General features: G+C 58.6%; 18 protein-coding genes. 11 read left to right on the forward strand and 7 right to left on the reverse strand.

Annotated elements, in window-relative coordinates:
* Window positions 1-7: 7 nt before the first annotated feature.
* Genes lsrB through lsrA form a run of 4 tightly spaced genes read right to left on the reverse strand, consistent with a single transcriptional unit; the run spans window position 8 to window position 4,504 of the window.
* Window positions 8-1,009 carry an autoinducer 2 ABC transporter substrate-binding protein LsrB gene (gene lsrB / locus L379_RS03490; protein ID WP_015571929.1) on the reverse strand — a complete coding sequence of 334 codons (1,002 nt, stop codon included), beginning with the start codon at window positions 1,007-1,009 and terminating at the stop codon, window positions 8-10.
* Window position 1,010: 1 nt separating this feature from the next.
* Complete coding sequence (gene lsrD / locus L379_RS03485) at window positions 1,011-1,988, reverse strand: autoinducer 2 ABC transporter permease LsrD (protein ID WP_032655179.1); 978 nt, start codon at window positions 1,986-1,988, stop codon at window positions 1,011-1,013.
* Window positions 1,989-3,020, reverse strand: coding sequence for an autoinducer 2 ABC transporter permease LsrC (gene lsrC / locus L379_RS03480; protein ID WP_032655182.1), 1,032 nt, complete (start codon window positions 3,018-3,020; stop codon window positions 1,989-1,991). It abuts the gene before it with no gap.
* Entirely contained in the window at window positions 3,017-4,504 is a 1,488-nt protein-coding gene (lsrA, locus tag L379_RS03475; protein ID WP_032655185.1) for an autoinducer 2 ABC transporter ATP-binding protein LsrA, read from the reverse strand. Before lsrA ends, lsrC begins: the two co-directional genes overlap by 4 nt.
* A 215-nt stretch (window positions 4,505-4,719) precedes the next feature.
* On the opposite strand from lsrA, the gene lsrR reads away from it, so the two are divergent.
* The 3 genes from lsrR (at window position 4,720) to L379_RS03460 (ending at window position 9,510) form a co-directional block, all read left to right on the forward strand.
* Window positions 4,720-5,691: a transcriptional regulator LsrR gene (gene lsrR, locus L379_RS03470; RefSeq protein ID WP_015571933.1), complete on the forward strand. Its 972-nt coding sequence runs from the start codon at window positions 4,720-4,722 to the stop codon at window positions 5,689-5,691.
* A gap of 32 nt (window positions 5,692-5,723) precedes the next feature.
* Window positions 5,724-7,304: an autoinducer-2 kinase gene (lsrK, locus tag L379_RS03465; protein ID WP_032655188.1), complete on the forward strand. Its 1,581-nt coding sequence runs from the start codon at window positions 5,724-5,726 to the stop codon at window positions 7,302-7,304.
* Between the two features lie 184 nt (window positions 7,305-7,488).
* Window positions 7,489-9,510, forward strand: coding sequence for an NADPH-dependent 2,4-dienoyl-CoA reductase (locus L379_RS03460; protein ID WP_015571935.1), 2,022 nt, complete (start codon window positions 7,489-7,491; stop codon window positions 9,508-9,510).
* Window positions 9,511-9,613: 103 nt separating this feature from the next.
* Here the strand turns inward: L379_RS03460 and rlmG are convergent, their stop codons facing one another.
* Window positions 9,614-10,750, reverse strand: a complete 1,137-nt coding sequence (gene rlmG, locus L379_RS03455) for a 23S rRNA (guanine(1835)-N(2))-methyltransferase RlmG (protein WP_015571936.1) — start codon at window positions 10,748-10,750, stop codon at window positions 9,614-9,616.
* 83 nt (window positions 10,751-10,833) lie between these two features.
* On the opposite strand from rlmG, the gene L379_RS03450 reads away from it, so the two are divergent.
* The 4 genes from L379_RS03450 (at window position 10,834) to sstT (ending at window position 15,140) form a co-directional block, all read left to right on the forward strand.
* Entirely contained in the window at window positions 10,834-11,337 is a 504-nt protein-coding gene (locus L379_RS03450) for a YgjP-like metallopeptidase domain-containing protein (RefSeq protein ID WP_032655191.1), read from the forward strand.
* A 70-nt stretch (window positions 11,338-11,407) separates the two neighbouring features.
* Window positions 11,408-12,406: a Gfo/Idh/MocA family protein gene (locus tag L379_RS03445; RefSeq protein ID WP_003862623.1), complete on the forward strand. Its 999-nt coding sequence runs from the start codon at window positions 11,408-11,410 to the stop codon at window positions 12,404-12,406.
* Window positions 12,407-12,657: 251 nt separating this feature from the next.
* Window positions 12,658-13,623, forward strand: coding sequence for a TerC family protein (locus L379_RS03440; RefSeq protein WP_017382424.1), 966 nt, complete (start codon window positions 12,658-12,660; stop codon window positions 13,621-13,623).
* Between the two features lie 275 nt (window positions 13,624-13,898).
* A complete protein-coding gene (gene sstT / locus L379_RS03435; RefSeq protein ID WP_032655194.1) occupies window positions 13,899-15,140 on the forward strand; it encodes a serine/threonine transporter SstT in 1,242 nt (413 codons plus the stop codon).
* Between the two features lie 86 nt (window positions 15,141-15,226).
* On the opposite strand, the gene L379_RS03430 is transcribed toward sstT, so the two are convergent.
* Window positions 15,227-16,714: a UxaA family hydrolase gene (locus tag L379_RS03430; RefSeq protein WP_015571940.1), complete on the reverse strand. Its 1,488-nt coding sequence runs from the start codon at window positions 16,712-16,714 to the stop codon at window positions 15,227-15,229.
* A gap of 17 nt (window positions 16,715-16,731) precedes the next feature.
* The gene (uxaC, locus tag L379_RS03425; RefSeq protein WP_017382427.1) at window positions 16,732-18,144 is read right to left on the reverse strand and encodes a glucuronate isomerase; all 1,413 of its coding nucleotides are present in this window, start codon (window positions 18,142-18,144) and stop codon (window positions 16,732-16,734) included.
* A 475-nt stretch (window positions 18,145-18,619) separates the two neighbouring features.
* Here uxaC and L379_RS03420 point away from each other — a divergent pair, with 475 nt between their 5' ends.
* From L379_RS03420 to mzrA, 4 genes are all read left to right on the forward strand, one after another.
* Window positions 18,620-19,918 carry an MFS transporter gene (locus L379_RS03420; protein ID WP_015571942.1) on the forward strand — a complete coding sequence of 433 codons (1,299 nt, stop codon included), beginning with the start codon at window positions 18,620-18,622 and terminating at the stop codon, window positions 19,916-19,918.
* Window positions 19,919-20,107: 189 nt separating this feature from the next.
* Window positions 20,108-20,884 (forward strand): transcriptional regulator ExuR, encoded by a 777-nt coding sequence (gene exuR / locus L379_RS03415; protein WP_003862635.1) that lies wholly within the window; start codon window positions 20,108-20,110, stop codon window positions 20,882-20,884.
* A 341-nt stretch (window positions 20,885-21,225) separates the two neighbouring features.
* Window positions 21,226-21,888, forward strand: coding sequence for a DedA family general envelope maintenance protein YqjA (gene yqjA, locus L379_RS03410; RefSeq protein ID WP_003862638.1), 663 nt, complete (start codon window positions 21,226-21,228; stop codon window positions 21,886-21,888).
* A 2-nt stretch (window positions 21,889-21,890) separates the two neighbouring features.
* Window positions 21,891-22,274: an EnvZ/OmpR regulon moderator MzrA gene (mzrA, locus tag L379_RS03405; protein WP_003862640.1), complete on the forward strand. Its 384-nt coding sequence runs from the start codon at window positions 21,891-21,893 to the stop codon at window positions 22,272-22,274.
* Window positions 22,275-22,341 lie beyond the last annotated feature (67 nt).

The following is a 22,341-nucleotide window of genomic DNA, read 5'->3' on the forward strand; positions in this document are numbered from 1 at the left end:
TCCCCCGTCAGAAATCGTATTTGTTGATGTTCTCTTTGGTGAACACCACCCGCTCCGGCAGCAGCACAATGCCATTGCCCTTCGCCTCATACTGGTAGCCCTGCACGCTGTTCGGCTCGACCTTCAGCGTTCCGATATCTTTCACGTCGACGCTGTCGCCAGGGTTAAGATCGCCTTTTTTCAGTAAACGATCGGCGACATTGACCGCAATTTTGCCCTGTTGCACCACGTCCCACAGGCCGAAGGCTTTCACCGTGCCGCGCTCAACATATGGACGCATCACGTTCGGCGTGCTGAAGCCGACAATCGCCACCCCTTCCCGCTTCAGGTTTTCCGCCGCCTGTGCCGCGGCTGGCAGGGCGTTGGCGTCCGGGGCGATAATCGCATCCAGATCCGGATACGCTTTTAAGATCCCCTCGGCGGTTTGCAGGGATTTGGTGGCGTCGTTATAACCAAACTGGGTGGTGACGATCTGCCATTGGGGATGATCTTTCTCGATTTTTGCCTTCGCCTCTTTCACCCACTGGTTCTGGTCGGTAACGGTCGGGCTGGAGTAGAAGAACGCCACTTTCGCGTTCGGTTTGGTGACCTGCTTGCCTGCCATCTCCACCAGCAGGCCGCCGAGCTGTTCCGGCGTGCCCTGGTTGATATAGATGCTGCGGCATTCCGGTTTGGTGTCGGAGTCCCAGGTCAGGACCTTCACGCCACGCTGCATCGCGCGCTTCAGCGCCGGGCAGAGACCGTCCGGCGACACGGCAGAGACGATGATGGCGTTATAACCCTGGTTGACGAAGTTATTGATGAGCTGCACCTGGCCGGAGACGCTCGGCTCGGTCGGGCCGTCGTAGGTGACGTCCACGCCAAGATCTTTCCCCGCCTCTTTCGCGCCGTTGCCGCCGCTGGTGAAGAATCCCACGCCTACCAGTTTCGGGATAAAGGCAATGCGGTCCGCCGCCTGCGCCGAAGCGAAGCTGAGGGCCATTGCCAGGACGAATAGTTTTGTTTTCATCTTACGCTCCGGATAGTTTTCTGAAGAGAGAACGCACCCATTCGCGGTGCAGACTCAGCGAACGTCCCATCACCACCACAACCAGCAGCGCCCCTGACAGCGCGCTCGACACCTGGTTGGGGATGCCGACCATCTGTAAACCCTGTTGCAGGTACCCCACCAGCAACGCCGCCAGCGCCGTACCGACAACCGAACCTGACCCGCCGTAGATATTGGCCCCGCCGAGTACGGCGGCGGTGAGCGCGGGCATGAGTAAATCGCGCCCCAGATCCGAGCGCGCGGAACCGAAATAGGAAACCATCACCAGGGCGGCAACCGCCGAGGCTACCCCCACCAGGCCGTACAGCGCATACGGCATGCCGTTCACCGACAGCGCCGCATAGCGCGCCGCGCGCGGGTTCTGCCCAATCAAAAACAGATGCCGACCAAAGCGCCCGCGGTGGGTAATCAGCCAGAAGAAAGCGGTAATCACCGCGAACAGCACCAGCGGGATCGGCAGGCCCACCACCGTGAGGTTAGCGAACGCCGTGAAGCCATCCGGGAAGCCGCCGATCCCCTCGTAGCCCGTCGCCCCCGCCATGCCGGAGAGCAGCAGCGCCCCGCCGCCGTAGAGGTAGAGCGTGCCGAGGGTAATGACCAACGGGCTGATGCCGGTGTAGTGGATCAGCGCCGCATTCACCAGCCCGCACAGCAGGCCGAGCAGCAGCGTCAGAGGGATGGCAACCGCCATCGGCCACCCTGCCTGCATCATCACCCCCAGCGCGATGGCGCACAGGCCGATGGTTGAGCCGAGGGAAATATCGATCCCGCCGCTGATAATCACAAGCGTAAGCGGCAGCGCCACGATGCCAATGCAGATAAAGTCGCTGGTGCTGAACAGCAGCATGTTGATATCAAGCATGCGCGGGTTGATGGCGCCGAAGAGCAGGATCTCCAGCACCAGTAAAATCAGCAGCGCGCTTTCCCAGTTAAGCCTCATTTACGCCACCTCTTTTTTGCGTTTCGGAAACGGGGTAACGTGCTTTCCCCCTTTGTTACCCGGCTGGAAACGGCTGTATTTCAGCGCCCGCTGATGCCGTGAGAGCGCCTGACGCAGCCGCCCGTCGAGCACCAGCACACCCAGCAGCACCAGCCCGGCGATAAAGTCGTTCCACCACGCCGGGAGCCTGAACAGCACCAGCACGGTATCGATTTGGGTGAGGAAGAACGCGCCGAGTAAGGCGCCGACCAGCGTGCCGGTGCCGCCCAGCAGCGAGATGCCACCGAGCACGCAGGCGGCGATGGCCTTCATCTCCAGCCCGCTGCCGGTCTGGTTCGGCACGAAGCCAATCTGTGAGGCAAACACAATCCCGGCGCAGGCCGCCAGCATGCCGTTGAGGGTAAAGGCGATCATGCGGGTGCGGTTCACCGCCACGCCCAGCTGGCGCGCGGCGGCGAGGTTATCCCCCACGGCGTAAAAATCACGTCCAAAGGCGGTGCGCGACAGCGTCCACGCGCCGATGGCCGCGATAATCAACACCAGTATGCCGAGCGGCGAAATGCCGACGGCGGCGGGCTCAGAGAGAGATTTCAGCCCCGGCGGCAGCCCTTCTATCCACTTCCCGCCGGTCCACAGCAGCATCGCCCCACGATACAGCCCCAGCGTGCCGAGGGTGGCGACAATCGCCGGAATGCGCAGGCCCACCACCAGAAAACCGTTGAACGCCCCCGCCAGCGCGCCGAGCGACAGCGCGAAGAGAATGGAAACGGGCAGGCTGTAGCCGCCGTTCAGCGCCACGCCGACGGCAATAGCGGAAAGCCCGACGGTGGAGCCGACGGAGACGTCAATATTGCGGGTCAGCATCACCAGCGCCGCGCCGATAGCCAGCAGGATCAAGATCTGCGAGCTGGCGAATATCATCCCCAGCGTCTGTAAGCTCAGGTAGGACGGGTTCAGCGCCACCAGCACGGCAAAGAGCGCCAGAATGGCGAGAAATGCGCTCAGCTCGCGGTTTTTCAGTAAGATCTTCATGATTGCCCTCCAAACGCCAGCGCCATCATCCGGTCGAGGCTGACGGCCTGGCGCGGCAGCTCGCCGCTGAGTACGCCCTGGTGCATTACCAGCACCCGATCCGCGAGGCCGGGAAACTCATCGAGATCGCTTGAGATCATCAGCACCGCCACGTTCTGCGCCGCCACGCTTTTCAGCAGCTGATAAATATCAGCGCGCGCCGATACGTCCACGCCGCGCGTCGGTTCATCGACGATCAGCAGCAGCGGATTGGCCTCAAGACAGCGCGCCAGCAGCACCTTCTGCTGATTACCACCGGAGAGCGTGCGCACGGTTTGATCCGCATGGTTGAGCTTGATCCCCAGCGCCCGGTGATAGCGTTCCACTACCGCAGACTCCCGCTTTCGCTGCTGCCAGAGCGACGGCTCGTTCAGCGCCACGGTGTTCCAGCGGATCGGCGCGTCGAGAAACAGGCCGGACACCTGCCTGTCTTCCGGCAGATAGACCAGCCCTTTTTGCAGGCGTGAACTGACCGGATCGGCGGTGATCTCCTGGCTCTCCAGCCACACCCGCCCGCCGCGAACCGGACGCAGGCCGTAGAGCGTTTCGGCAAACTCGGTGCGCCCGGACCCCACCAGCCCGGCCAGACCAACGATCTCCCCGGCGTAAATCTCAAGGCTGAGATCGATAAAGCCCTCCCCGGTGAGCGCTTCCACGCGCAGCACGGGAAAATCCTGCGCCTGGGTGCGGCGGTTGCCCGGCAGCGCCAGCCACAGCTTTTGCGTATCGCTCAGGGATGCTTCCCGGCTTACAGGCGTCATGGCGGCGATCAGGGCGTTATCGTCAAAATGCGCAGTTTCGCCGCTGAGCACCACCGCGCCGTCGCGCATCACTGAGACGTGACTCGCCAGCTGTCGAATCTCCGGCAGCTTATGCGAGATAAAAACAATCCCGACGCCAAGATCCTGCAAGGCGCGGATCTGGCGAAACAACCGTTCGGTTTCACCGGGCGTCAGCGAGGCCGTGGGTTCATCAAGGATCAGAATTCTGGCGTTGCGCATCAGCCCGCGCAGGATCTCCACCATCTGCTGGTCCGCCACCTCGAGGGTGCTGGCGGTAGCGTCGAGGTTAAGCTGGCATTGCAGCTGCCGGAGTTTTTCCGCCAGGCGTTTTTCCCGATCGCGCTCTCGCGGCAGACGAAACAGGATGTTTTCCCGCACCGTCAGGTTGGGAAATAGCAGCGGCTCCTGCGGCACCAGATAAATGCCTAACCTGTGCGCCTGCGCCGGGGTAAGCCGTGCAAAAGACTCACCCGCCACCGAAAGTTCACCGCTATCCGGGGTTTCTACCCCGGCGATGATCTTCATCAGCGTCGATTTTCCCGCGCCGTTACCACCCATCAGCGCATGCACCTGCCCCGCAAGCAGCGTGAAATCAATGCCTTTTAAGACCGGTACGCCTGAAAACTGCTTGCTGATATCACGCGCGTCGAGAAGTGGTGTCATCATCGCTCCGCTATTGAACAAATGATTTTTAGATTTAATAATGTTCAAAAGCGTAGACGGTGAACTATATTTACAACCGTGCAGGGATCACAGTTTTATCGATTGAGATTCAGATAAAGCGGAAACGATCGAAAAGATCCGTTTTGTCGCGTGGCTCACATTTTCACGTCGCACCATCACGAACATATGATCTAAATTTTTATAAGAGTTCAATTATGAGCGATAAACGCACTGCGGAAGAAGGACGGTTTGCCGGGCTGGCACTGGCGGAAGAGGAGCTGGTGGCGCGCGTGGCCTGGTGCTACTACCACGACGGGCTGACCCAGAACGACATCGGCGAACGGCTCGGGCTGCCGCGCCTGAAGATCTCCCGCCTGCTGGAGAAAGGCCGTCAGTCCGGGGTGATCCGCGTGCAGATCAACTCCCGCTACGAGGGCTGCCTGGCGCTGGAAACCGAGCTGCAACAACGATTTGGCCTGAAGCTGGTGCGCGTGATGCCCGCCCTGAATACGCCGCCGATGAACGTGCGGCTGGGCATTGGCGCGGCACAGTCGCTGATGGGCGTACTGCAACCCGGCCAGCTGTTAGCGGTGGGCTTCGGTGAAACCACCATGAGCAGTCTGCAACACTTAAGCGGCTTTATCAGCTCGCAGCAGATCCGCCTGGTGACGCTCTCCGGCGGCGTCGGGCCGTACATGACCGGTATCGGCCAGCTGGATGCAGCCTGTAGCGTCAGCATGATCCCCGCCCCGCTTCGCGTGTCATCCGCTGAAGTCGCCGGGATCTTAAAGCGCGAAACCAGCGTGCGGGACGTGATCCTCGCCGCCACCGCGGCTGACGTGGCGGTGGTCGGGATTGGCTCGGTAAACCAGCGCCGTGACGCGACGATACTGCGCTCCGGCTATATCAGCGAAGGTGAACAGCTGATGTACGCCCGTAAAGGCGCGGTGGGCGATATCCTTGGCTATTTCCTTAATGCCGAAGGGGAATGCGTTGAGGAGCTGGAGATCCACAAAGAATTACTGGGCGTCACGCTCGATGAACTGGCGCAGCTGCCCACCATCGTAGGCGTGGCCGGAGGGGAAGAGAAAGCCGATGCGATTTATGCCGCACTGAAGGGTCGCCGTATTAATGGCCTGGTGACGGAAGAGACGACAGCCCGCGCGGTGCTGGCTCTGGCCGGATAAGAGCAGCCCTGCGCCTGACACGAGGCAAGCTCATGAGTTACCTTTTAGCGTTAGATGCAGGGACAGGCAGCGTTCGCGCCGTGATTTTTGATTTACAGGGCAACCAGATTGCCGTTGGCCAGGCCGAGTGGAAGCACCTGAGCGTGGAGAACGTGCCGGGCTCGATGGAGTTCGACCTCGACACCAACTGGCGGCTGGCCTGCCGGTGTATTCATCAGGCGCTGGAGCACGCACGCCTGAGCGCGGCGGATATTCAGTCCGTCGCCTGCTGCTCGATGCGCGAAGGGATTGTGCTGTACGACCGCAACGGCGAGGCTATCTGGGCCTGCGCCAACGTCGACGCCCGCGCCAGCCGCGAGGTGGCTGAACTCAAAGAGATCCACGACTACCGGTTTGAATCCGAAGTGTATGATGTTTCCGGCCAGACGCTTGCCCTCAGCGCCATGCCGCGCCTGCTGTGGCTGGCGCACCATCGTCCGGATATTTATCGTAAAGCCGCCACCATCACCATGATCAGCGACTGGCTGGCGGCGAAGCTCTCCGGTGAGCTGGCGGTCGATCCGTCCAATGCGGGCACCACCGGCATGCTGGATCTCTTCTCCCGCGACTGGCGTCCGGCGCTGCTCGACATGGCCGGGCTGCGCGCCGATATCCTCTCCCCGGTGAAAGAGACCGGCACCGTGCTGGGCGCTGTCACCAAAGAGGCCGCGCAGCAGAGCGGCCTGCGCGAAGGCACACCGGTGGTGATGGGCGGCGGCGACGTGCAGCTGGGCTGTCTGGGGCTGGGCGTGGTGCGCGCCGGACAAACGGCGGTTCTCGGCGGCACCTTCTGGCAGCAGGTGGTGAATCTGCCGCAGGTGCGCACCGACCCTGAGATGAACATCCGCGTAAACCCGCACGTCATCCCCGGCATGGCGCAGGCGGAGTCGATCAGCTTCTTTACCGGGCTAACCATGCGCTGGTTCCGCGACGCCTTCTGCGCCGAAGAGAAGCTGATTGCCGAACGAATGGGAATGGACACCTACTCCCTGCTCGAAGAGATGGCGAGCCGCGTCCCGGCGGGCTCCCACGGCGTGATGCCGATCTTCTCCGACGCGATGCATTTTAAGCAGTGGTATCACGCAGCGCCGTCGTTTATTAACCTCTCCATCGACCCGGAAAAGTGCAACAAAGCGACGCTGTTCCGCGCGCTGGAAGAGAACGCGGCCATCGTCTCGGCCTGCAACCTGGCGCAGATTTCCCACTTCTCCGGCGTGACGTTTGAGAGCCTGGTGTTTGCGGGAGGCGGGGCCAAAGGCGCCCTGTGGAGCCAGATTTTAAGCGACGTTACCGGGCTGCCGGTGCGCGTGCCGGAAGTGAAGGAAGCAACGGCGCTGGGTTGCGCGATTGCGGCAGGTGCTGGCGCGGGGTTGTTTGCGGATATGGCTTCGACGGGCGAGCGGCTGGTGAAGTGGAGCCGCGAGTTCACGCCGAACCCGCAGCACCGCGAGCTGTACGACGGCATGATGCAGAAATGGCAGGCGGTGTATGCCGACCAGCTTGGGCTGGTGGACAGCGGGCTGACGACGTCGATGTGGCAGGCACCGGGGCTGGTGCGGGCAGCGGCGCCGTAAAATACGCCGGATGGCGCTGCGCTTATCCGGCCTACGGTTTGTAGCCCCGGTAAGCGCAGCGCAACCGGGGAAGTTCTTTGAGATCTATCACAATCATTCGATCCCGCTTTTACCTTTCCGCTGCCGCTGGCTAAATTAGTAACTCATCCGACCACATAACAATAATTTTACACTGGAAGAGACTATGAGCCGCTACCCGTCGTTATTCGCCCCTCTCGATCTGGGGTTCACCACCCTCAAAAACCGCGTGCTGATGGGCTCGATGCACACCGGGCTGGAGGAGCGTCCGGACGGGGCTGAACGTCTGGCAGCCTTCTATGCCGAGCGCGCGCGCCACGGGGTGGCGCTGATTGTCACCGGCGGCGTAGCCCCTGCCCCTTCCGGGGTGACGATGGAGGGCGGCGCAGTGTTGAACGATGCGTCACAGCTGCCGCATCACCGCATTGTGACCGACGCGGTCCACCGCGAGGGCGGCAAAATCGCCCTGCAAATTCTGCATACCGGGCGCTACAGCTATCAGCCGAACCTGGTTGCCCCCTCGGCTATTCAGGCGCCGATTAACCGCTTTACTCCCCATGCCCTCAGCCACGACGAGATCCTGGCGCTGATAGACGATTTTGCCCGCTGCGCGGCGCTGGCGCGGGAAGCGGGCTACGACGGCGTTGAGGTGATGGGCTCGGAAGGCTATCTGATCAACGAATTCCTCGCCGCACGCACCAACCAGCGCGACGACGAATGGGGTGGCGACTATGCCCGCCGGATGCGTTTTGCCGTGGAGGTGGTGCGCGCGGTGCGTGAACGTGCGGGTGCGGATTTTATTATCATCTTCCGCCTGTCGATGCTCGACCTGGTGGAGGGCGGCGGCACGTTCGACGAAACCGTGCAGCTGGCGCAGGCGATTGAAGCCGCTGGCGCCACCATCATCAACACCGGGATTGGCTGGCACGAAGCGCGCATCCCGACCATCGCTACGCCGGTGCCGCGCGCGGCGTTCAGCTGGGTAACGCGCAAGCTGAAAGGCATAGTCTCCGTTCCACTGGTCACCACCAACCGCATTAACGATCCGCAGGTGGCGGAGGATGTGATCTCACGCGGCGATGCCGATATGGTATCGATGGCGCGCCCGTTCCTCGCGGATGCCGAACTGCTCTCCAAAGCGCAAAGCGGCCGTGCGGACGAGATTAATACCTGCATCGGCTGCAACCAGGCGTGTCTGGATCAGATCTTCGTCGGCAAGGTCACCTCCTGCCTCGTTAACCCCCGCGCCTGCCATGAAACCAAAATGCCGATCGTTCCTGCGGTCAACAAGAAGCGTCTGGCCGTGGTGGGTGCAGGGCCGGCGGGCCTGGCGTTTGCAGTCAATGCCGCCTCGCGCGGGCACAGCGTGACGCTGTTTGATGCGCTGGCGGAAATCGGCGGGCAGTTTACTATCGCCAGACAGATCCCCGGCAAAGAGGAGTTCTACGAAACGCTGCGCTATTACCGCCGGATGATCGAGGTGACGGGCGTCGATCTGCGGCTTAAACAGTTTGTCAGCGCGGCGGATCTGATCGGTTTCGACGAGGTGATCCTCGCGAGTGGGATCGCCCCGCGCACGCCAGCGATCGAAGGCATCGATCATCCGAAGGTATTGAGCTATCTGGATGTATTAAGGGACAAAGCGCCGGTTGGCGAGAAGGTGGCGATCATCGGCTGCGGCGGGATCGGTTTTGATACCGCGATGTATTTAAGCCAGCCGGGCGAAGCCACCAGCCAGAACATCGCTGAGTTCTGCGTGGAATGGGGCATTGATACCAGCCTCAGTCAGTCCGGTGGTTTACGCCCGGAAGGTCCGCAGCTGCCGAAAAGCCCGCGTCAGATCGTGATGCTCCAGCGTAAAGCCAGCAAGCCGGGTGAAGGGCTGGGGAAAACCACGGGCTGGATCCACCGCGCCACCCTGCTCTCGCGCGGGGTGAAGATGATCCCGGGGGTGAGCTACCAGAAGATCGACGACGACGGGCTGCACGTGCTGATCGGCGGCGAACCGCAACTGCTGCGCGTGGATCATGTGATTTTGTGCGCCGGGCAGGAGCCGAAGCGGGATCTGGCGGATCCGCTGCGTGAGGCGGGAAAAACGGTGCATTTGATCGGCGGGTGCGATGTGGCGATGGAGCTGGATGCGCGGCGGGCAATTGCGCAGGGGACGAAGTTAGCTCTGGCGATCTAGGGCATTGCCGGGCGGCGCTTCGCTTGCCCGGCCTACGGGTTCGAGGCCATTGTAGGCCCGGTAAGCGAAGCGCCACCGGGCATCAGGCCGCACATACCCAATCTTACCGACGACGCCCCAGCTTCACCGATTTCAGCACCACGAATTTGTTATTGGTGGCAATGGTGACGCAGTTGCCGAAAATCTTCTTCAGCTTGTGGAAGTAGTCCAGGTGGCGGTTGGCCACGATATACAGCTCGCCGTTGATTTTCAGGCAGCGGCGCGCGTGGTGGAACATCTCCCACGCGACGTTATCCGTCAGGGCGTGCTTCTGGTGGAATGGCGGGTTACAGAATACCGCGTTGAAGCGGAAAGGCTCTACGCCCGACAGCGCGTTATTGATCATAAACTCGCAGCGATCCAGTGCCTCCGGCAGGTTGGTTTCCACGTTCAGACGGCTGGAGGCCACCGCCATCGGCGATTCGTCGCTGAACACCACGCTGGCCTCCGGGTTCTTCGCCAGCAGCGTCAGGCCAATCACGCCGTTACCGCAGCCGAGATCAACGATTTCCCCTTCCAGGTTTTCCGGCAGGTGTTCCATAAAGAAGCGTGCGCCGATATCCAGACCGGTGCGGGAGAAAACGTTCGCGTGGTTGTGGATGGTCCAGTCGGTACCTTCCAGTTTCCAGCTCAGCGTCTCCGGCGCGTCGGCCAGCGCCGGTGCGCTGAAGGTACAGTTGATCAGGCGCGCTTTTTTCCAGGCAAGCGTCGTGGTGGTCGGGCCGAGCACTTTCTCGAACAATTCCAGCGTCGAGGTGTGAATATCGCGCGCTTTGGCACCCGCGATAATACGCGTATCCGGCGTCACGACCTTACGCAGCGCGCGAAGCTGCTGCTCCAGCAGCGCCATGGTTTTGGGCACTTTAATCAGCACCACGCCCGGCGCCTGCGGGTAGTCCGCGGTGCTGTCGAGGAACTTCACGCTGGATTCTTCGATATCGTTGTGACGCAGGTTTTCACGCGTCGCCAGCTCGCTTAAGTAAGAATCGCCGATACTGTAAGGCGCATGTTCCGCCAGCGCGCAGGCCAGCGCGCCAAACGCGTCATTCAGGATCAGAACCGGGCCGCTGATTTCAGTCCCATCCAACTGTTGCAGCAGATATTCATCCGCCGCTTCCCACGCCTGAAGCGGGTTAACGTCGTCCGTTTCCGGGAAACGTTTAAGGTTGAGTGAACGGAAACCGTTGTCTAAGTGGCTCATCGGCCCTCCTGAATGGTAAAATTTGGCGTATCCCTGAAAAGGGTGCGTGAGTATACCCGTTTTCACACTATTTTGGGGTTTTGATGAACCAGCTGACTTATCTCCAGGGCTATCCGGAGCATTTACTTTCCCAGGTTCGTGACCTGATTGCCGGGGGAAAGCTCGGCGCGGTGCTGGAAAAACGCTACCCGGGTACGCATGATTTCGCGACTGACAAAGCCCTCTGGCAGTATACGCAGGATCTGAAAAACCAGTATCTGAAGAGCGCCCCGCCGATCAACAAGGTGATGTACGACAACAAGATCCACGTGCTGAAAAACGCGCTCGGCCTGCATACCGCCATCTCCCGCGTACAGGGCGGCAAGCTGAAGGCCAAAGCGGAGATCCGCGTCGCGACCGTCTTTCGCAATGCGCCGGAAGCCTTTCTGCGGATGATCGTGGTGCACGAGCTGGCGCACCTGAAAGAGAAAGAGCACGACAAAGCGTTCTACTCCCTGTGCTGCCATATGGAGCCGCAGTACCACCAGCTGGAGTTTGATACCCGTTTGTGGCTGACGCATTTATCGTTAAAGAGTAATGCGCAGTAGCGCACGCGAAATGTCATGATGACGTGCTACAGTGGCTTTAGGTTCCCTGCTACGGAGTACGTAAACGTTTATGATACGTTTCGCAGTCATCGGTACGAACTGGATCACGCGCCAGTTCGTCGACGCCGCCCACGAAACCGGCAAATATAAGCTCACCGCAGTCTATTCCCGCAGCCTTGAGCAGGCGCAGAGTTTTGCGAATGACTACCTGGTTGAACATCTGTTCACCTCGCTCGATGAGATGGCGCAAAGCGACGCCATTGACGCGGTCTATATCGCCAGCCCGAATTCTCTGCACTTCCCGCAAACGAAGCTGTTCCTCAGCCACAAAAAGCATGTGATCTGCGAGAAGCCGCTCGCCTCGAATATTGAGGAAGTGGAAGCCGCCATTGCGCTTGCCCGCGAAAACCAGGTGGTACTGTTTGAAGCGTTCAAAACCGCCAGTCTGCCGAACTTCCTGCTGTTGCAGCAATCGCTGCCGAAAATTGGCAAAGTGCGTAAAGCCTTTATCAACTACTGCCAGTATTCCTCGCGCTACCAGCGCTACCTGGACGGCGAAAACCCGAACACCTTTAACCCGGCCTTCTCGAATGGCTCGATTATGGATATCGGTTTTTACTGCCTGGCCTCTGCGGTCGCCCTGTGGGGTGAACCGCACGGCGTAACCGCCACCGCCAGCCTGCTGGAGAGCGGCGTGGATGCACACGGCGTTGTGGTGCTGGACTACGGTGATTTTAGCGTGACGTTGCAGCACTCGAAGGTCAGTGACTCCGTACTGCCAAGCGAAATTCAGGGCGAAGACGGCTCGCTGGTGATCGAAAAAATCTCCGAATGCCAGAAGCTAAGCATCGTTCCCCGCGGCGGCAAAGCGCAGGAGCTGACGCAGCCTCAGCATATTAACACTATGCTCTATGAGGCAGAGGTCTTCGCCCGTCTGGTAGAAGACAACGAAGTGAACCACCCGGGGCTGGCGATCAGCCGCACCACGGCGAAGCTGCAAACGGAGATCCGCCGACAGACTGGCGTGATCTTCCCCGCAGACGGTGTGAATGTGGAAGCCGTCGCGTAAAACTGTGTAATGAAATCGTGCAGACCATTGACGAAACCGATGGTCTGACATAATTTGTTACCTGCAAAGGGGAGTAACTTCTTCGCCGGTGGATCGTCATTACGATGCGTGCAAAACCGCATCCGGTCGCCGGGCAACCTTCGTGGTTGTAAGTGAGACCTTGCCGGAAGGCGAGGTCTATGCATAAAAAGCTAACGGCTATCGTCTTCTGACCATGGCCGTTTTTGTTTTTTATGTGTAAGGAAAATAGTATGCATTCTGTCGGCACTCCAATGCTGTGGGGCGGATTCGCGGTTGTCGTGCTCATCATGCTGGCAATCGACCTCTTTTTGCAGGGCCGTCGCGGCGAGCACGGCATGAGCGTCAAGCAAGCCGCCGTCTGGTCGCTGGTATGGGTTACCCTCTCACTCCTCTTCTGCGCCGCCTTCTGGTGGTATCTGGCCTCAACCGAAGGCCGCGCGGTGGCCGATCCTCAGGCACTCGCCTTCCTCACCGGCTATCTGATTGAAAAAGCGCTGGCGGTTGATAACGTCTTCGTCTGGCTGATGCTGTTCAGCTACTTCGCCGTACCTGCGGCTCTGCAACGTCGCGTGCTGGTGTACGGCGTGCTGGGCGCTATTGTCCTGCGTACCATCATGATCTTCGCCGGTAGCTGGCTGATTACCCAGTTCGAATGGCTGCTGTATGTGTTTGGCGCGTTCCTGCTGTTCACCGGGGTAAAAATGGCGCTGGCGAAAGAAGACGATACCGGTATCGGTGATAAGCCGCTGGTGAAGTGGATCCGGGGTCATCTGCGCATGACGGACAAGATCGAGAGCGAGCATTTCTTCGTGCGTAAGAACGGCCTGCTGTTCGCCACCCCGCTGCTGCTGGTGCTGATTCTGGTCGAACTGAGCGACGTGATTTTCGCGGTGGACAGTATCCCGGCTATCTTCGCGGTCACTACCGACCCGTTCATCGTGCTGACCTCTAACCTGTTCGCCATCCTCGGCCTGCGTGCGATGTATTTCCTGCTGGCGGGTGCGGCAGAGCGCTTCTCAATGCTGAAGTACGGTCTGTCGGTGATTCTGGTGTTTATCGGTATCAAGATGCTGATCGTCGATTTCTACCATATTCCGATCGCCATTTCGCTCGGCGTGGTGTTTGGCATTCTGCTGGTGACGCTGATTATCAATACCTGGGTTAACCGCCAGCACGATAAGAAGCAGCAGGCTTAGTGCAACGTTCGGTGCGGGCTGATGCCCTCACCCCAACCCTCTCCCACAGGGAGAGGGGGAAATGCAATGTAGGCCGGGTAAGCGTAGCGCCACCCGGCACTTTCGTTAAGCAATAGTTAAAAAACATGACACAACACGTAAAATCCAGCATTTTACGCTTCCGCCTTTCGCTGCTTTCCCTGATACTCAACCAGGCAAACAAATACTTACATCCGGACACAAATGTGACTTAGAGCACATCCAGGATGGAACGCAATTTCACTCAGGAATAACGTATGAGCACACAATCACGCGGTCTGTTCGCGCGCCTGGCGCAGGGCAGTCTTGTAAAACAAATTCTGGTCGGGTTGGTACTGGGTATTCTGCTGGCGATGGTGTCAAAACCTGCCGCGGAAGCGACGGGGCTGCTCGGCACCCTTTTCGTTGGCGCACTGAAGGCCGTCGCCCCGGTACTGGTGCTGATGCTGGTGATGGCGTCGATTGCCAACCACCAGCACGGACAAAAAACCAACATTCGCCCTATTCTGTTCCTGTATCTGCTGGGAACCTTCTCTGCTGCCTTAACGGCCGTGGTGTTTAGCTTCCTGTTCCCGTCCACGCTGCACCTGACCAGCGCGGCCGGTGATATCACCCCGCCGTCCGGGATTGTGGAAGTGCTTCGCGGTCTGCTGATGAGCATGGTCTCTAACCCTGTCACCGCGCTGATGAACGCGAACTACATCGGCATCCTGGTCTGGGCGATCGGTCTGGGCTTCGCGCTGCGTCATGGTAACGAGACCACGAAAAACCTGGTGAACGATATGTCCAACGCTGTCACCTTTATGGTGAAGCTGGTGATTCGCTTTGCGCCAATCGGTATTTTCGGCCTGGTCTCCTCCACGCTGGCAACCACCGGTTTCGATGCACTGTGGGGCTACGCGCAGCTGCTGGTCGTCCTGGTCGGCTGTATGCTGCTGGTGGCGCTGGTGATCAACCCGCTGCTGGTGTTCTGGCAGATCCGCCGCAACCCGTATCCGCTGGTGCTGACCTGCCTGCGTGAAAGCGGCGTGTATGCCTTCTTCACCCGCAGCTCGGCGGCAAACATTCCGGTCAACATGGCGCTGGCGGAGAAGCTGAATCTGGATCGCGATACCTATTCGGTGTCGATTCCTCTGGGTGCAACCGTGAACATGGCAGGTGCGGCGATCACCATCACCGTGCTGACGCTGGCGGCGGTGCATACGCTGGGCATTCCGGTGGATCTGCCAACCGCGCTGCTGCTGAGCGTCGTTGCATCACTGTGTGCCTGTGGCGCATCCGGCGTGGCGGGCGGCTCGCTGCTGCTGATCCCGCTGGCCTGTAACATGTTCGGTATTCCGAACGAGATTGCCATGCAGGTTGTCGCGGTCGGCTTCATTATCGGCGTATTGCAGGATTCCTGCGAAACCGCGCTGAACTCCTCCACCGACGTGCTGTTTACCGCAGCGGCCTGTCAGGCGGAAGACGCGCGTTTAGCGAAGAACGCGCTGCGCAGTTAAAAAGACAAGCCCGGTGGCGGCTACGCCTTACCGGGCCTACAGGGTTTAGTAGGTCGGGTAAGCGCTAGCGCCACCCGACAAAGCACTTATAGCGTCACACCACTCTTAAAGATCGCCAGCTCGCGGAAGTCGTTCTTCTCGTTGCAGGTCTGCCTGCCGCTGGCAAATTCCACAATCGTGTCCACGAATTCGCTCAGCAGCTGCGGCATCGCTTTGCCGTGGATCAGCTGGCCGGCATCAAAGTCGATCCAGTGTTTTTTCTTCGCCGCCAGCTCGCTGTTAGTGGCGATTTTCACCGTTGGCACAAATCCGCCGTACGGCGTGCCGCGCCCGGTACTGAACAGCACCATGTGACAGCCCGCTCCCGCCAGCGCACTGGTGGCGACCGCATCGTTGCCCGGTGCGCTCAGCAGGTTCAGACCGTGCGTTTTCAGCCGTTCACCGTAGCGCAGCACGTCCACTACCTGGCTGGCGCCCGCTTTCTGGGTGCAGCCCAGGGATTTCTCTTCCAGCGTGGTGATCCCGCCCGCCTTGTTACCCGGCGACGGGTTCTCATAAATCGGCTGGTTATGGGCGATGAAGTACTGTTTGAAATCGTTGACCATGGTGACGGTCTTCTCAAAGGTCTCTTCGTCGCGGCAGTGGCTCATCAGAATGCGCTCTGCGCCGAACATCTCCGGCACTTCGGTCAGCACTGTCGTGCCACCGTTGGCAATCACGTAATCTGAGAAGCGGCCCAGCATCGGGTTAGCGGTAATGCCGGAAAGCCCGTCAGATCCGCCGCACTCCAGGCCAAACTTCAGTTCACTCAGCTTGCCCGGCTCGCGCTTGTCGTGACGCATCACCTCATACAGCTGGTGCAGCTGTTCAACGCCCGCTTCCACTTCGTCGTCCTGGTGCTGACACACCATAAAGTGCACGCGCTCAGGATCGAACTCGCCCAGCGTGTCGCGGAAGGCGTCGACCTGATTGTTTTCACAGCCGAGGCCAATCACCAGCACCGCCCCCGCGTTCGGGTGACGCACCATATTTTGCAGCATGGTGCGGGTATTGATGTGGTCGTCGCCCAGTTGGGAACAACCGTAGGTATGGCTGAACAGATGCACGCCGTCGGTGCCTTCAGCATTGTTGGTCTCTTTCAGGAAACGCGTCTGAATTTGACGCGCGATCCCGTTCACGCAGCCGACGGTCGGGAGGATCCACAGTTCATTGCGGATCCCCACCTCCCCGCTGGCGCGGCGGTAGATCTGCACCTCACGATCGGCCGCCTGTCCTTCTTCTGCCTGGAAGTCAGGTTGATAGCTGTACTCGTCCAGATCGCTGAGATTGGTGCGGGTATTGTGGGAATGAATGTATTCACCCGGCGCAATATCCGCCAGCGCATGACCGATGGGCAAACCGTACTTCACCACGTTCTCCCCTTTCGCGATGGGGATCAGGGCAAACTTATGTCCACGTCCAATGGCCTGGCGTAACGTCACCGACTGGTTGTCGAAGGTCACTTCCGTCCCTTCGGCTAAATCGGCCAGCGCGACGGCAACGTTATCCAGCGAATGGATTTTGATGTATTGCATATCAACCTCAAACGGCCTTAGTTCAGTTCAATGGCGAAGTAGTCACGCGCATTGTTAAAGCAGATGTTTCTCACCATTTCGCCCAGCAGCTGGATATCCGCTGGCGCTTCGCCCGCGTGCACCCAGCGGCCAATCATCTGGCACAGAATGCGGCGGAAATATTCATGGCGGGTATAGGAGAGGAAACTGCGGCTGTCGGTCAGCATGCCAACGAAGCGGCTCAGCAGGCCGAGCTGCGCCAGCTGCGTCATCTGACGCTCCATGCCGTCTTTCTGATCGTTAAACCACCAGCCGGAACCGAACTGCATCTTGCCCGGCATCCCTTCGCCCTGGAAGTTGCCGATCATAGTGCCCAGCACTTCGTTATCGCGCGGGTTCAGGCAGTACAGAATGGTTTTTGGCAGCAGGTTTTGCTCGTTCTGTTTGCTCAGCAGTTTTGACAGCTCTTCCGCCATCGGACGGTCGTTGATGGAGTCAAAGCCTACGTCCGCGCCCAGCAGTTTGAACTGACGCTGGTTGTTATTACGCAGCGCGCCGATGTGATACTGCTGAACCCAGCCGCGACGGGCATATTCCGCACCGAGGAACACCAGCACCGCGGTTTTAAACTGCGCCACTTCGTGCTCGCTCAGGGCTTCGCCGGAGAGACGACGCGCCAGAATACTGTCCAGCTCAGCTTCACTGGATTCCGCGAACAGCACTACGTCCAGCGCGTGGTCAGACACTTTACAGCCGTGTGCGGCAAAGTGATCCAGACGTTTGGTCAGCGCGGTTTGCAGATCGCCAAAGCGACGAATGTCGGTATCCGAAACTTCCGCCAGCTTCGCCATGTAGTCGTTAAAGGTCGGCAGCTCGATGTTGAAGGCTTTATCCGGGCGCCAGCTTGGCAGCACTTTGATGTCAAACGTGCTGTCCTTCGCGACAACCGCGTGATGTTCCAGAGAGTCGACCGGATCGTCGGTGGTGCCCACCATCTTCACGTTCATCTGCTGCATGATGCCGCGCGCCGAGAAGCTATCCTGCGCCAGCAATTCGTTGCACTGATCCCAGATTTCATCCGCCGTGGCGGGAGAGAGCAGCTTGCCGGTGATACCAAACGGACGACGCAGTTCGAGGTGCGTCCAGTGGTATAACGGGTTACCGATGGTGTGAGGAACGGTAGCGGCCCAGGCGTCAAACTTCTCGCGATCGGTCGCGTCGCCGGTACACAGGCGCTCGGCCACGCCGTTGGTGCGCATTGCGCGCCACTTATAGTGGTCACCCTTCAGCCAGATATCATACAGGTTTTTGAAACGGTAATTTTCGGCAACCTGCTGCGGCGGTAAATGGCAGTGGTAGTCGAAAATCGGCTGGTCTTTTGCGTAGTCGTGGTACAGGCGGCGAGCAAATTCGGTATCTAGCAGAAAATCGTCGGTCATAAACGGTGTCATTATCGTCTTCCTCATTACGGGAGCGTCAGAAAGCTTATGTTCAGATGCTGCAAAGTTATCACACCAATTTCCAGAGTCCGACGTTTTTTTCGTGAGTTAGATCAATAAACGTCGACAAATAAATTACCCTCAAAGGGGTAAACCCTCTCGCAGACCGCGCCAGTTCTGGCTTTGCGCGCGCCGCATAATGTCCCTACAAAGATTCACACTTTTGTGATGTCACTCACCTTTTAAAGTTGTATGACAAGTTATCTTTTCGCCGTCGCAAACTATAAGCCGACGGAATGCATTACCGGTGTTTGAGACATCGGATTTAACGGTACGGAAGCCGACTTAGCACGATTACTTATGGCAAGGTTCGGGCCGTTCCGGGACAGGTTCCCGGTTACGCCCCTCCCGTTACAGAACAACTCCCGGCAACGGTTGAGTTGTTGCCGTGTCCCGACACGGAAATAACATAACGATGAGGTTTTACATGCGTAAAATTAAAGGGTTACGTTGGTACATGATCGCACTGGTGACGCTCGGCACCGTGCTGGGCTACCTGACACGTAACACCGTGGCAGCAGCGGCGCCAACGTTGATGGAAGAGTTACATATCTCCACGCAGCAATACTCTTACATCATTGCGGCTTACTCTGCCGCTTACACCGTAATGCAGCCTGTTGCAGGTTATGTTCTTGATATTCTGGGTACAAAAATTGGTTATGCCTTCTTCGCTGTAGCCTGGGCCGTCTTCTGTGGGGCGACCGCGCTGGCCGGCAGCTGGGGCGGACTGGCGCTGGCGCGTGGTGCGGTAGGTGCTGCCGAAGCGGCGATGATCCCCGCGGGTCTGAAAGCCAGCTCTGAATGGTTCCCGGCAAAAGAGCGTTCAATCGCTGTCGGTTACTTCAACGTAGGCTCCTCCATCGGGGCGATGATTGCTCCGCCACTGGTGGTGTGGGCGATTGTGATGCACAGCTGGCAGATGGCGTTCATCATCTCCGGTGTGCTGAGCTTTGCCTGGGCCATGGCGTGGCTGATCTTCTATAAACACCCGCGCGATCAGAAAAAGCTGTCTGACGAAGAACGTGACTACATTATTAATGGTCAGGAATCCCAGCATCAGACTGACAACGGCAAAAAGATGTCCGTCTGGCAGATCCTGGGCACCCGTCAGTTCTGGGGTATCGCTCTGCCACGCTTCCTGGCAGAACCGGCCTGGGGTACGTTTAACGCCTGGATCCCGCTGTTCATGTTTAAAGTTTACGGCTTTAACCTGAAAGAGATCGCGATGTTCGCCTGGATGCCAATGCTGTTTGCAGACCTGGGCTGTATCGTCGGCGGCTACCTGCCACCGCTGTTCCAGCGCTGGTTTGGCGTGAACCTGATTGTGTCCCGTAAGATGGTGGTCACCATGGGCGCCCTGCTGATGATCGGCCCGGGCATGATCGGCCTGTTCACCAGCCCTTACGTGGCTATCGCCCTGCTGTGTATCGGGGGCTTTGCTCACCAGTCTCTTTCCGGTGCACTTATTACGCTCTCGTCCGACGTGTTTGGTCGTAACGAAGTCGCTACCGCCAACGGCCTGACCGGGATGGCCGCCTGGACCGCAAGTACCCTGTTTGCGCTGGTGGTCGGCGCGCTGGCAGATACGATTGGTTTCAGCCCGCTGTTCGCGGTACTGGCTATCTTCGACCTGATGGGTGCGGTGGTTATCTGGACGGTGCTGAAGAGCAAATCCGCCGATGAACTGGCGAAAGAGTCCCTTGGGGGACCGGCGACGCAGAGTTAGCGTTGTTGTGCCGGGTGGCGGCTACGCCTTACCCGGCCTACAAAACCCATAGGCCCGCGCAAGCGAAGCGCCACCCGGCTAAATCTTCTCAAAAGCCGCCTCCGGGCGGCTTTTTTCATGGCGTAATATGGAGAGTGGCACGCAAAAGTGGTATAACAAATCATTCGCCGTACCCTGCCTGGAGCGCATATGGAAATCACCGAATCACGTCGTTTATATCAACAACTTGCCGCCGAGCTGAAAGATCGCATCGAGCAAGGGGTCTATCTTGTCGGTGATAAACTTCCCGCTGAGCGTTTCATTGCGGATGAAAAAAGCGTCAGCCGTACGGTGGTCCGCGAAGCCATCATCATGCTGGAAGTGGAAGGATATGTTGAGGTACGCAAAGGTTCCGGCATTCATGTGATTTCCAGCCAGGCGAAACACTCCCCCACCCCGGACGAAAGTCTGGAGTTTGCCAGCTACGGTCCGTTTGAGCTTCTCCAGGCTCGCCAGCTGATTGAAAGCAACATTGCGGAATTTGCTGCGACGCAGGTGACCAAACAGGACATCATGAAGCTGATGGAAATCCAGGATCACGCGCGTAAAGAAAAATGTTTCCGCGATTCCGAATGGGACCTGCAATTCCACGTCCAGGTCGCCCTTGCGACTCAGAATACGGCGCTGGCGGCAATCGTTGAAAAAATGTGGACTCAGCGCGTTCACAACCCGTACTGGAAGAAATTACACGATCACATTGATTCCCGCACGGTAGACAACTGGTGTGACGACCACGACCAGATTCTTAAGGCTCTGATTCGTAAAGATCCGCATGCGGCGAAACTGGCAATGTGGCAGCACCTGGAGAACACCAAACAGATGCTGTTTAATGAAACAAGTGATGACTTTGAATTTAACGCTGACCGCTATCTTTTTGCCGATAATCCGGTCGTTCACCTCGATACCGCGACCAATCTCGCAAAATAACGCCCCGAACTGCTGGCAGGCGCACCGCTGCGCCTTCCGGCCAGACAGGGTAAGAAAACCTCTATAGTGTCAGCCTTTGTAAAATTTCTCGCTCCCCTCCGTGGCTTACGCCAAAATCGTGTTTCCCCTCAAATTCTGTGACGCAGAACGTCGGGCTTTGTTACAATTGGATTCACTTCGTTATTTTGTAAGTTAGTGCTTGCTAACCAGCCAATTAACAGGGAACAGTGTTGGCCACACATCAATGTGTCCGCGAGCGACCATAATGAAATCATAACAATGTCGCCGTGCTGTTTTCCCGAATGACAGGCGTGACGTTAACCGATTTCCAGGAACACTGAATGGAACTTTTGACCCAACTACTGAACGCCCTCTGGGCTCAGGATTTCGAAACGCTGGCCAACCCGTCCATGATTGGCATGCTCTACTTTGTGTTATTTATGATCCTGTTCCTTGAGAACGGTCTGCTGCCTGCTGCCTTTTTACCCGGCGACAGCCTGCTGGTGCTGGTCGGGGTGCTCTGTGCAAAAGGGGCGATGGCTTTCCCGCAAACGGTCCTGCTTTTGACCATTGCCGCCAGCCTGGGCTGCTGGGTGAGTTACATTCAGGGGCGATGGCTGGGTAACACGCGAATCGTTCAGAACTGGCTTTCGCACCTTCCGGCCCATTACCACCAGCGAGCGCACCACCTTTTCCATAAGCATGGGCTTTCCGCCTTACTGATCGGCCGCTTTATCGCATTCGTACGCACTCTGCTGCCCACCATTGCGGGCTTGTCCGGCCTGAGCAGTACGCGCTTCCAGTTCTTTAACTGGATGAGCGGCTTGCTGTGGGTGCTGATCCTGACCACGCTCGGCTACGCGCTGGGTAAAACGCCGGTCTTTATGAAATATGAAGATCAGCTGATGTCTTGCCTGATGCTGCTGCCCGTCGTTCTGCTGGTGTTTGGCCTGGTCGGGTCCCTGGTCGTACTGTGGAAGAAGAAATACGGAGCCAGGGGTTAACGATGGTTATCTCCCCGCTCGCGCTGCGCCGCTTCTCTTACGCTATCGTCGCGCTGATGATGTTCAGCGCTCTTATCCTGCTGTGGTCTGCGCTACAGCATCAGGAGTCGACGCTGGCTATCCGTCCTGTGAGCCAGGGAACCAGCGTGCCGGATGGTTTTTCCATCTGGCATCATCTGGACGCAAACGGGATCCGCTTTAAGAGCATCACGCCGCAAGACGATGTGCTGCTGATAAAATTTGACTCCAGTGCGCAAAGCGCCGCGGCGAAAGCCGTGCTGGACCGCACGCTGCCGCAGGGTTACATCATTGCGCAACAGGATGATGACAGCCACGTAGCCTCCTGGATGTCACGGTTACGCGACACGTCGCATCGATTTGGTTAACGACTAAGATTCCGAATATTTTCACCTACTTTGGTGAAACTCCCGTTTACTTACTATGCTTAAGTAC

This window comes from Enterobacter sp. MGH 33, from assembly GCF_000534535.1.
Classification (GTDB): Bacteria; Pseudomonadota; Gammaproteobacteria; order Enterobacterales; family Enterobacteriaceae; genus Enterobacter; species Enterobacter hormaechei_C.

Coding starts and splice junctions, on each gene's coding strand:
- lsrB (WP_015571929.1), bottom strand. CDS start 1,009: ATGAAAACAAAACTATTCGTCCTGGCAATGGCCCTCAGCTTCGCTTCG.
- yqjA (WP_003862638.1), top strand. CDS start 21,226: ATGGAACTTTTGACCCAACTACTGAACGCCCTCTGGGCTCAGGATTTC.
- lsrR (WP_015571933.1), top strand. CDS start 4,720: ATGAGCGATAAACGCACTGCGGAAGAAGGACGGTTTGCCGGGCTGGCA.
- lsrD (WP_032655179.1), bottom strand. CDS start 1,988: ATGAGGCTTAACTGGGAAAGCGCGCTGCTGATTTTACTGGTGCTGGAG.
- rlmG (WP_015571936.1), bottom strand. CDS start 10,750: ATGAGCCACTTAGACAACGGTTTCCGTTCACTCAACCTTAAACGTTTC.
- uxaC (WP_017382427.1), bottom strand. CDS start 18,144: ATGACACCGTTTATGACCGACGATTTTCTGCTAGATACCGAATTTGCT.
- L379_RS03450 (WP_032655191.1), top strand. CDS start 10,834: ATGAACCAGCTGACTTATCTCCAGGGCTATCCGGAGCATTTACTTTCC.
- lsrA (WP_032655185.1), bottom strand. CDS start 4,504: ATGACACCACTTCTCGACGCGCGTGATATCAGCAAGCAGTTTTCAGGC.
- mzrA (WP_003862640.1), top strand. CDS start 21,891: ATGGTTATCTCCCCGCTCGCGCTGCGCCGCTTCTCTTACGCTATCGTC.
- exuR (WP_003862635.1), top strand. CDS start 20,108: ATGGAAATCACCGAATCACGTCGTTTATATCAACAACTTGCCGCCGAG.
- lsrC (WP_032655182.1), bottom strand. CDS start 3,020: ATGAAGATCTTACTGAAAAACCGCGAGCTGAGCGCATTTCTCGCCATT.
- L379_RS03430 (WP_015571940.1), bottom strand. CDS start 16,714: ATGCAATACATCAAAATCCATTCGCTGGATAACGTTGCCGTCGCGCTG.
- lsrK (WP_032655188.1), top strand. CDS start 5,724: ATGAGTTACCTTTTAGCGTTAGATGCAGGGACAGGCAGCGTTCGCGCC.
- L379_RS03440 (WP_017382424.1), top strand. CDS start 12,658: ATGCATTCTGTCGGCACTCCAATGCTGTGGGGCGGATTCGCGGTTGTC.
- sstT (WP_032655194.1), top strand. CDS start 13,899: ATGAGCACACAATCACGCGGTCTGTTCGCGCGCCTGGCGCAGGGCAGT.
- L379_RS03460 (WP_015571935.1), top strand. CDS start 7,489: ATGAGCCGCTACCCGTCGTTATTCGCCCCTCTCGATCTGGGGTTCACC.
- L379_RS03445 (WP_003862623.1), top strand. CDS start 11,408: ATGATACGTTTCGCAGTCATCGGTACGAACTGGATCACGCGCCAGTTC.
- L379_RS03420 (WP_015571942.1), top strand. CDS start 18,620: ATGCGTAAAATTAAAGGGTTACGTTGGTACATGATCGCACTGGTGACG.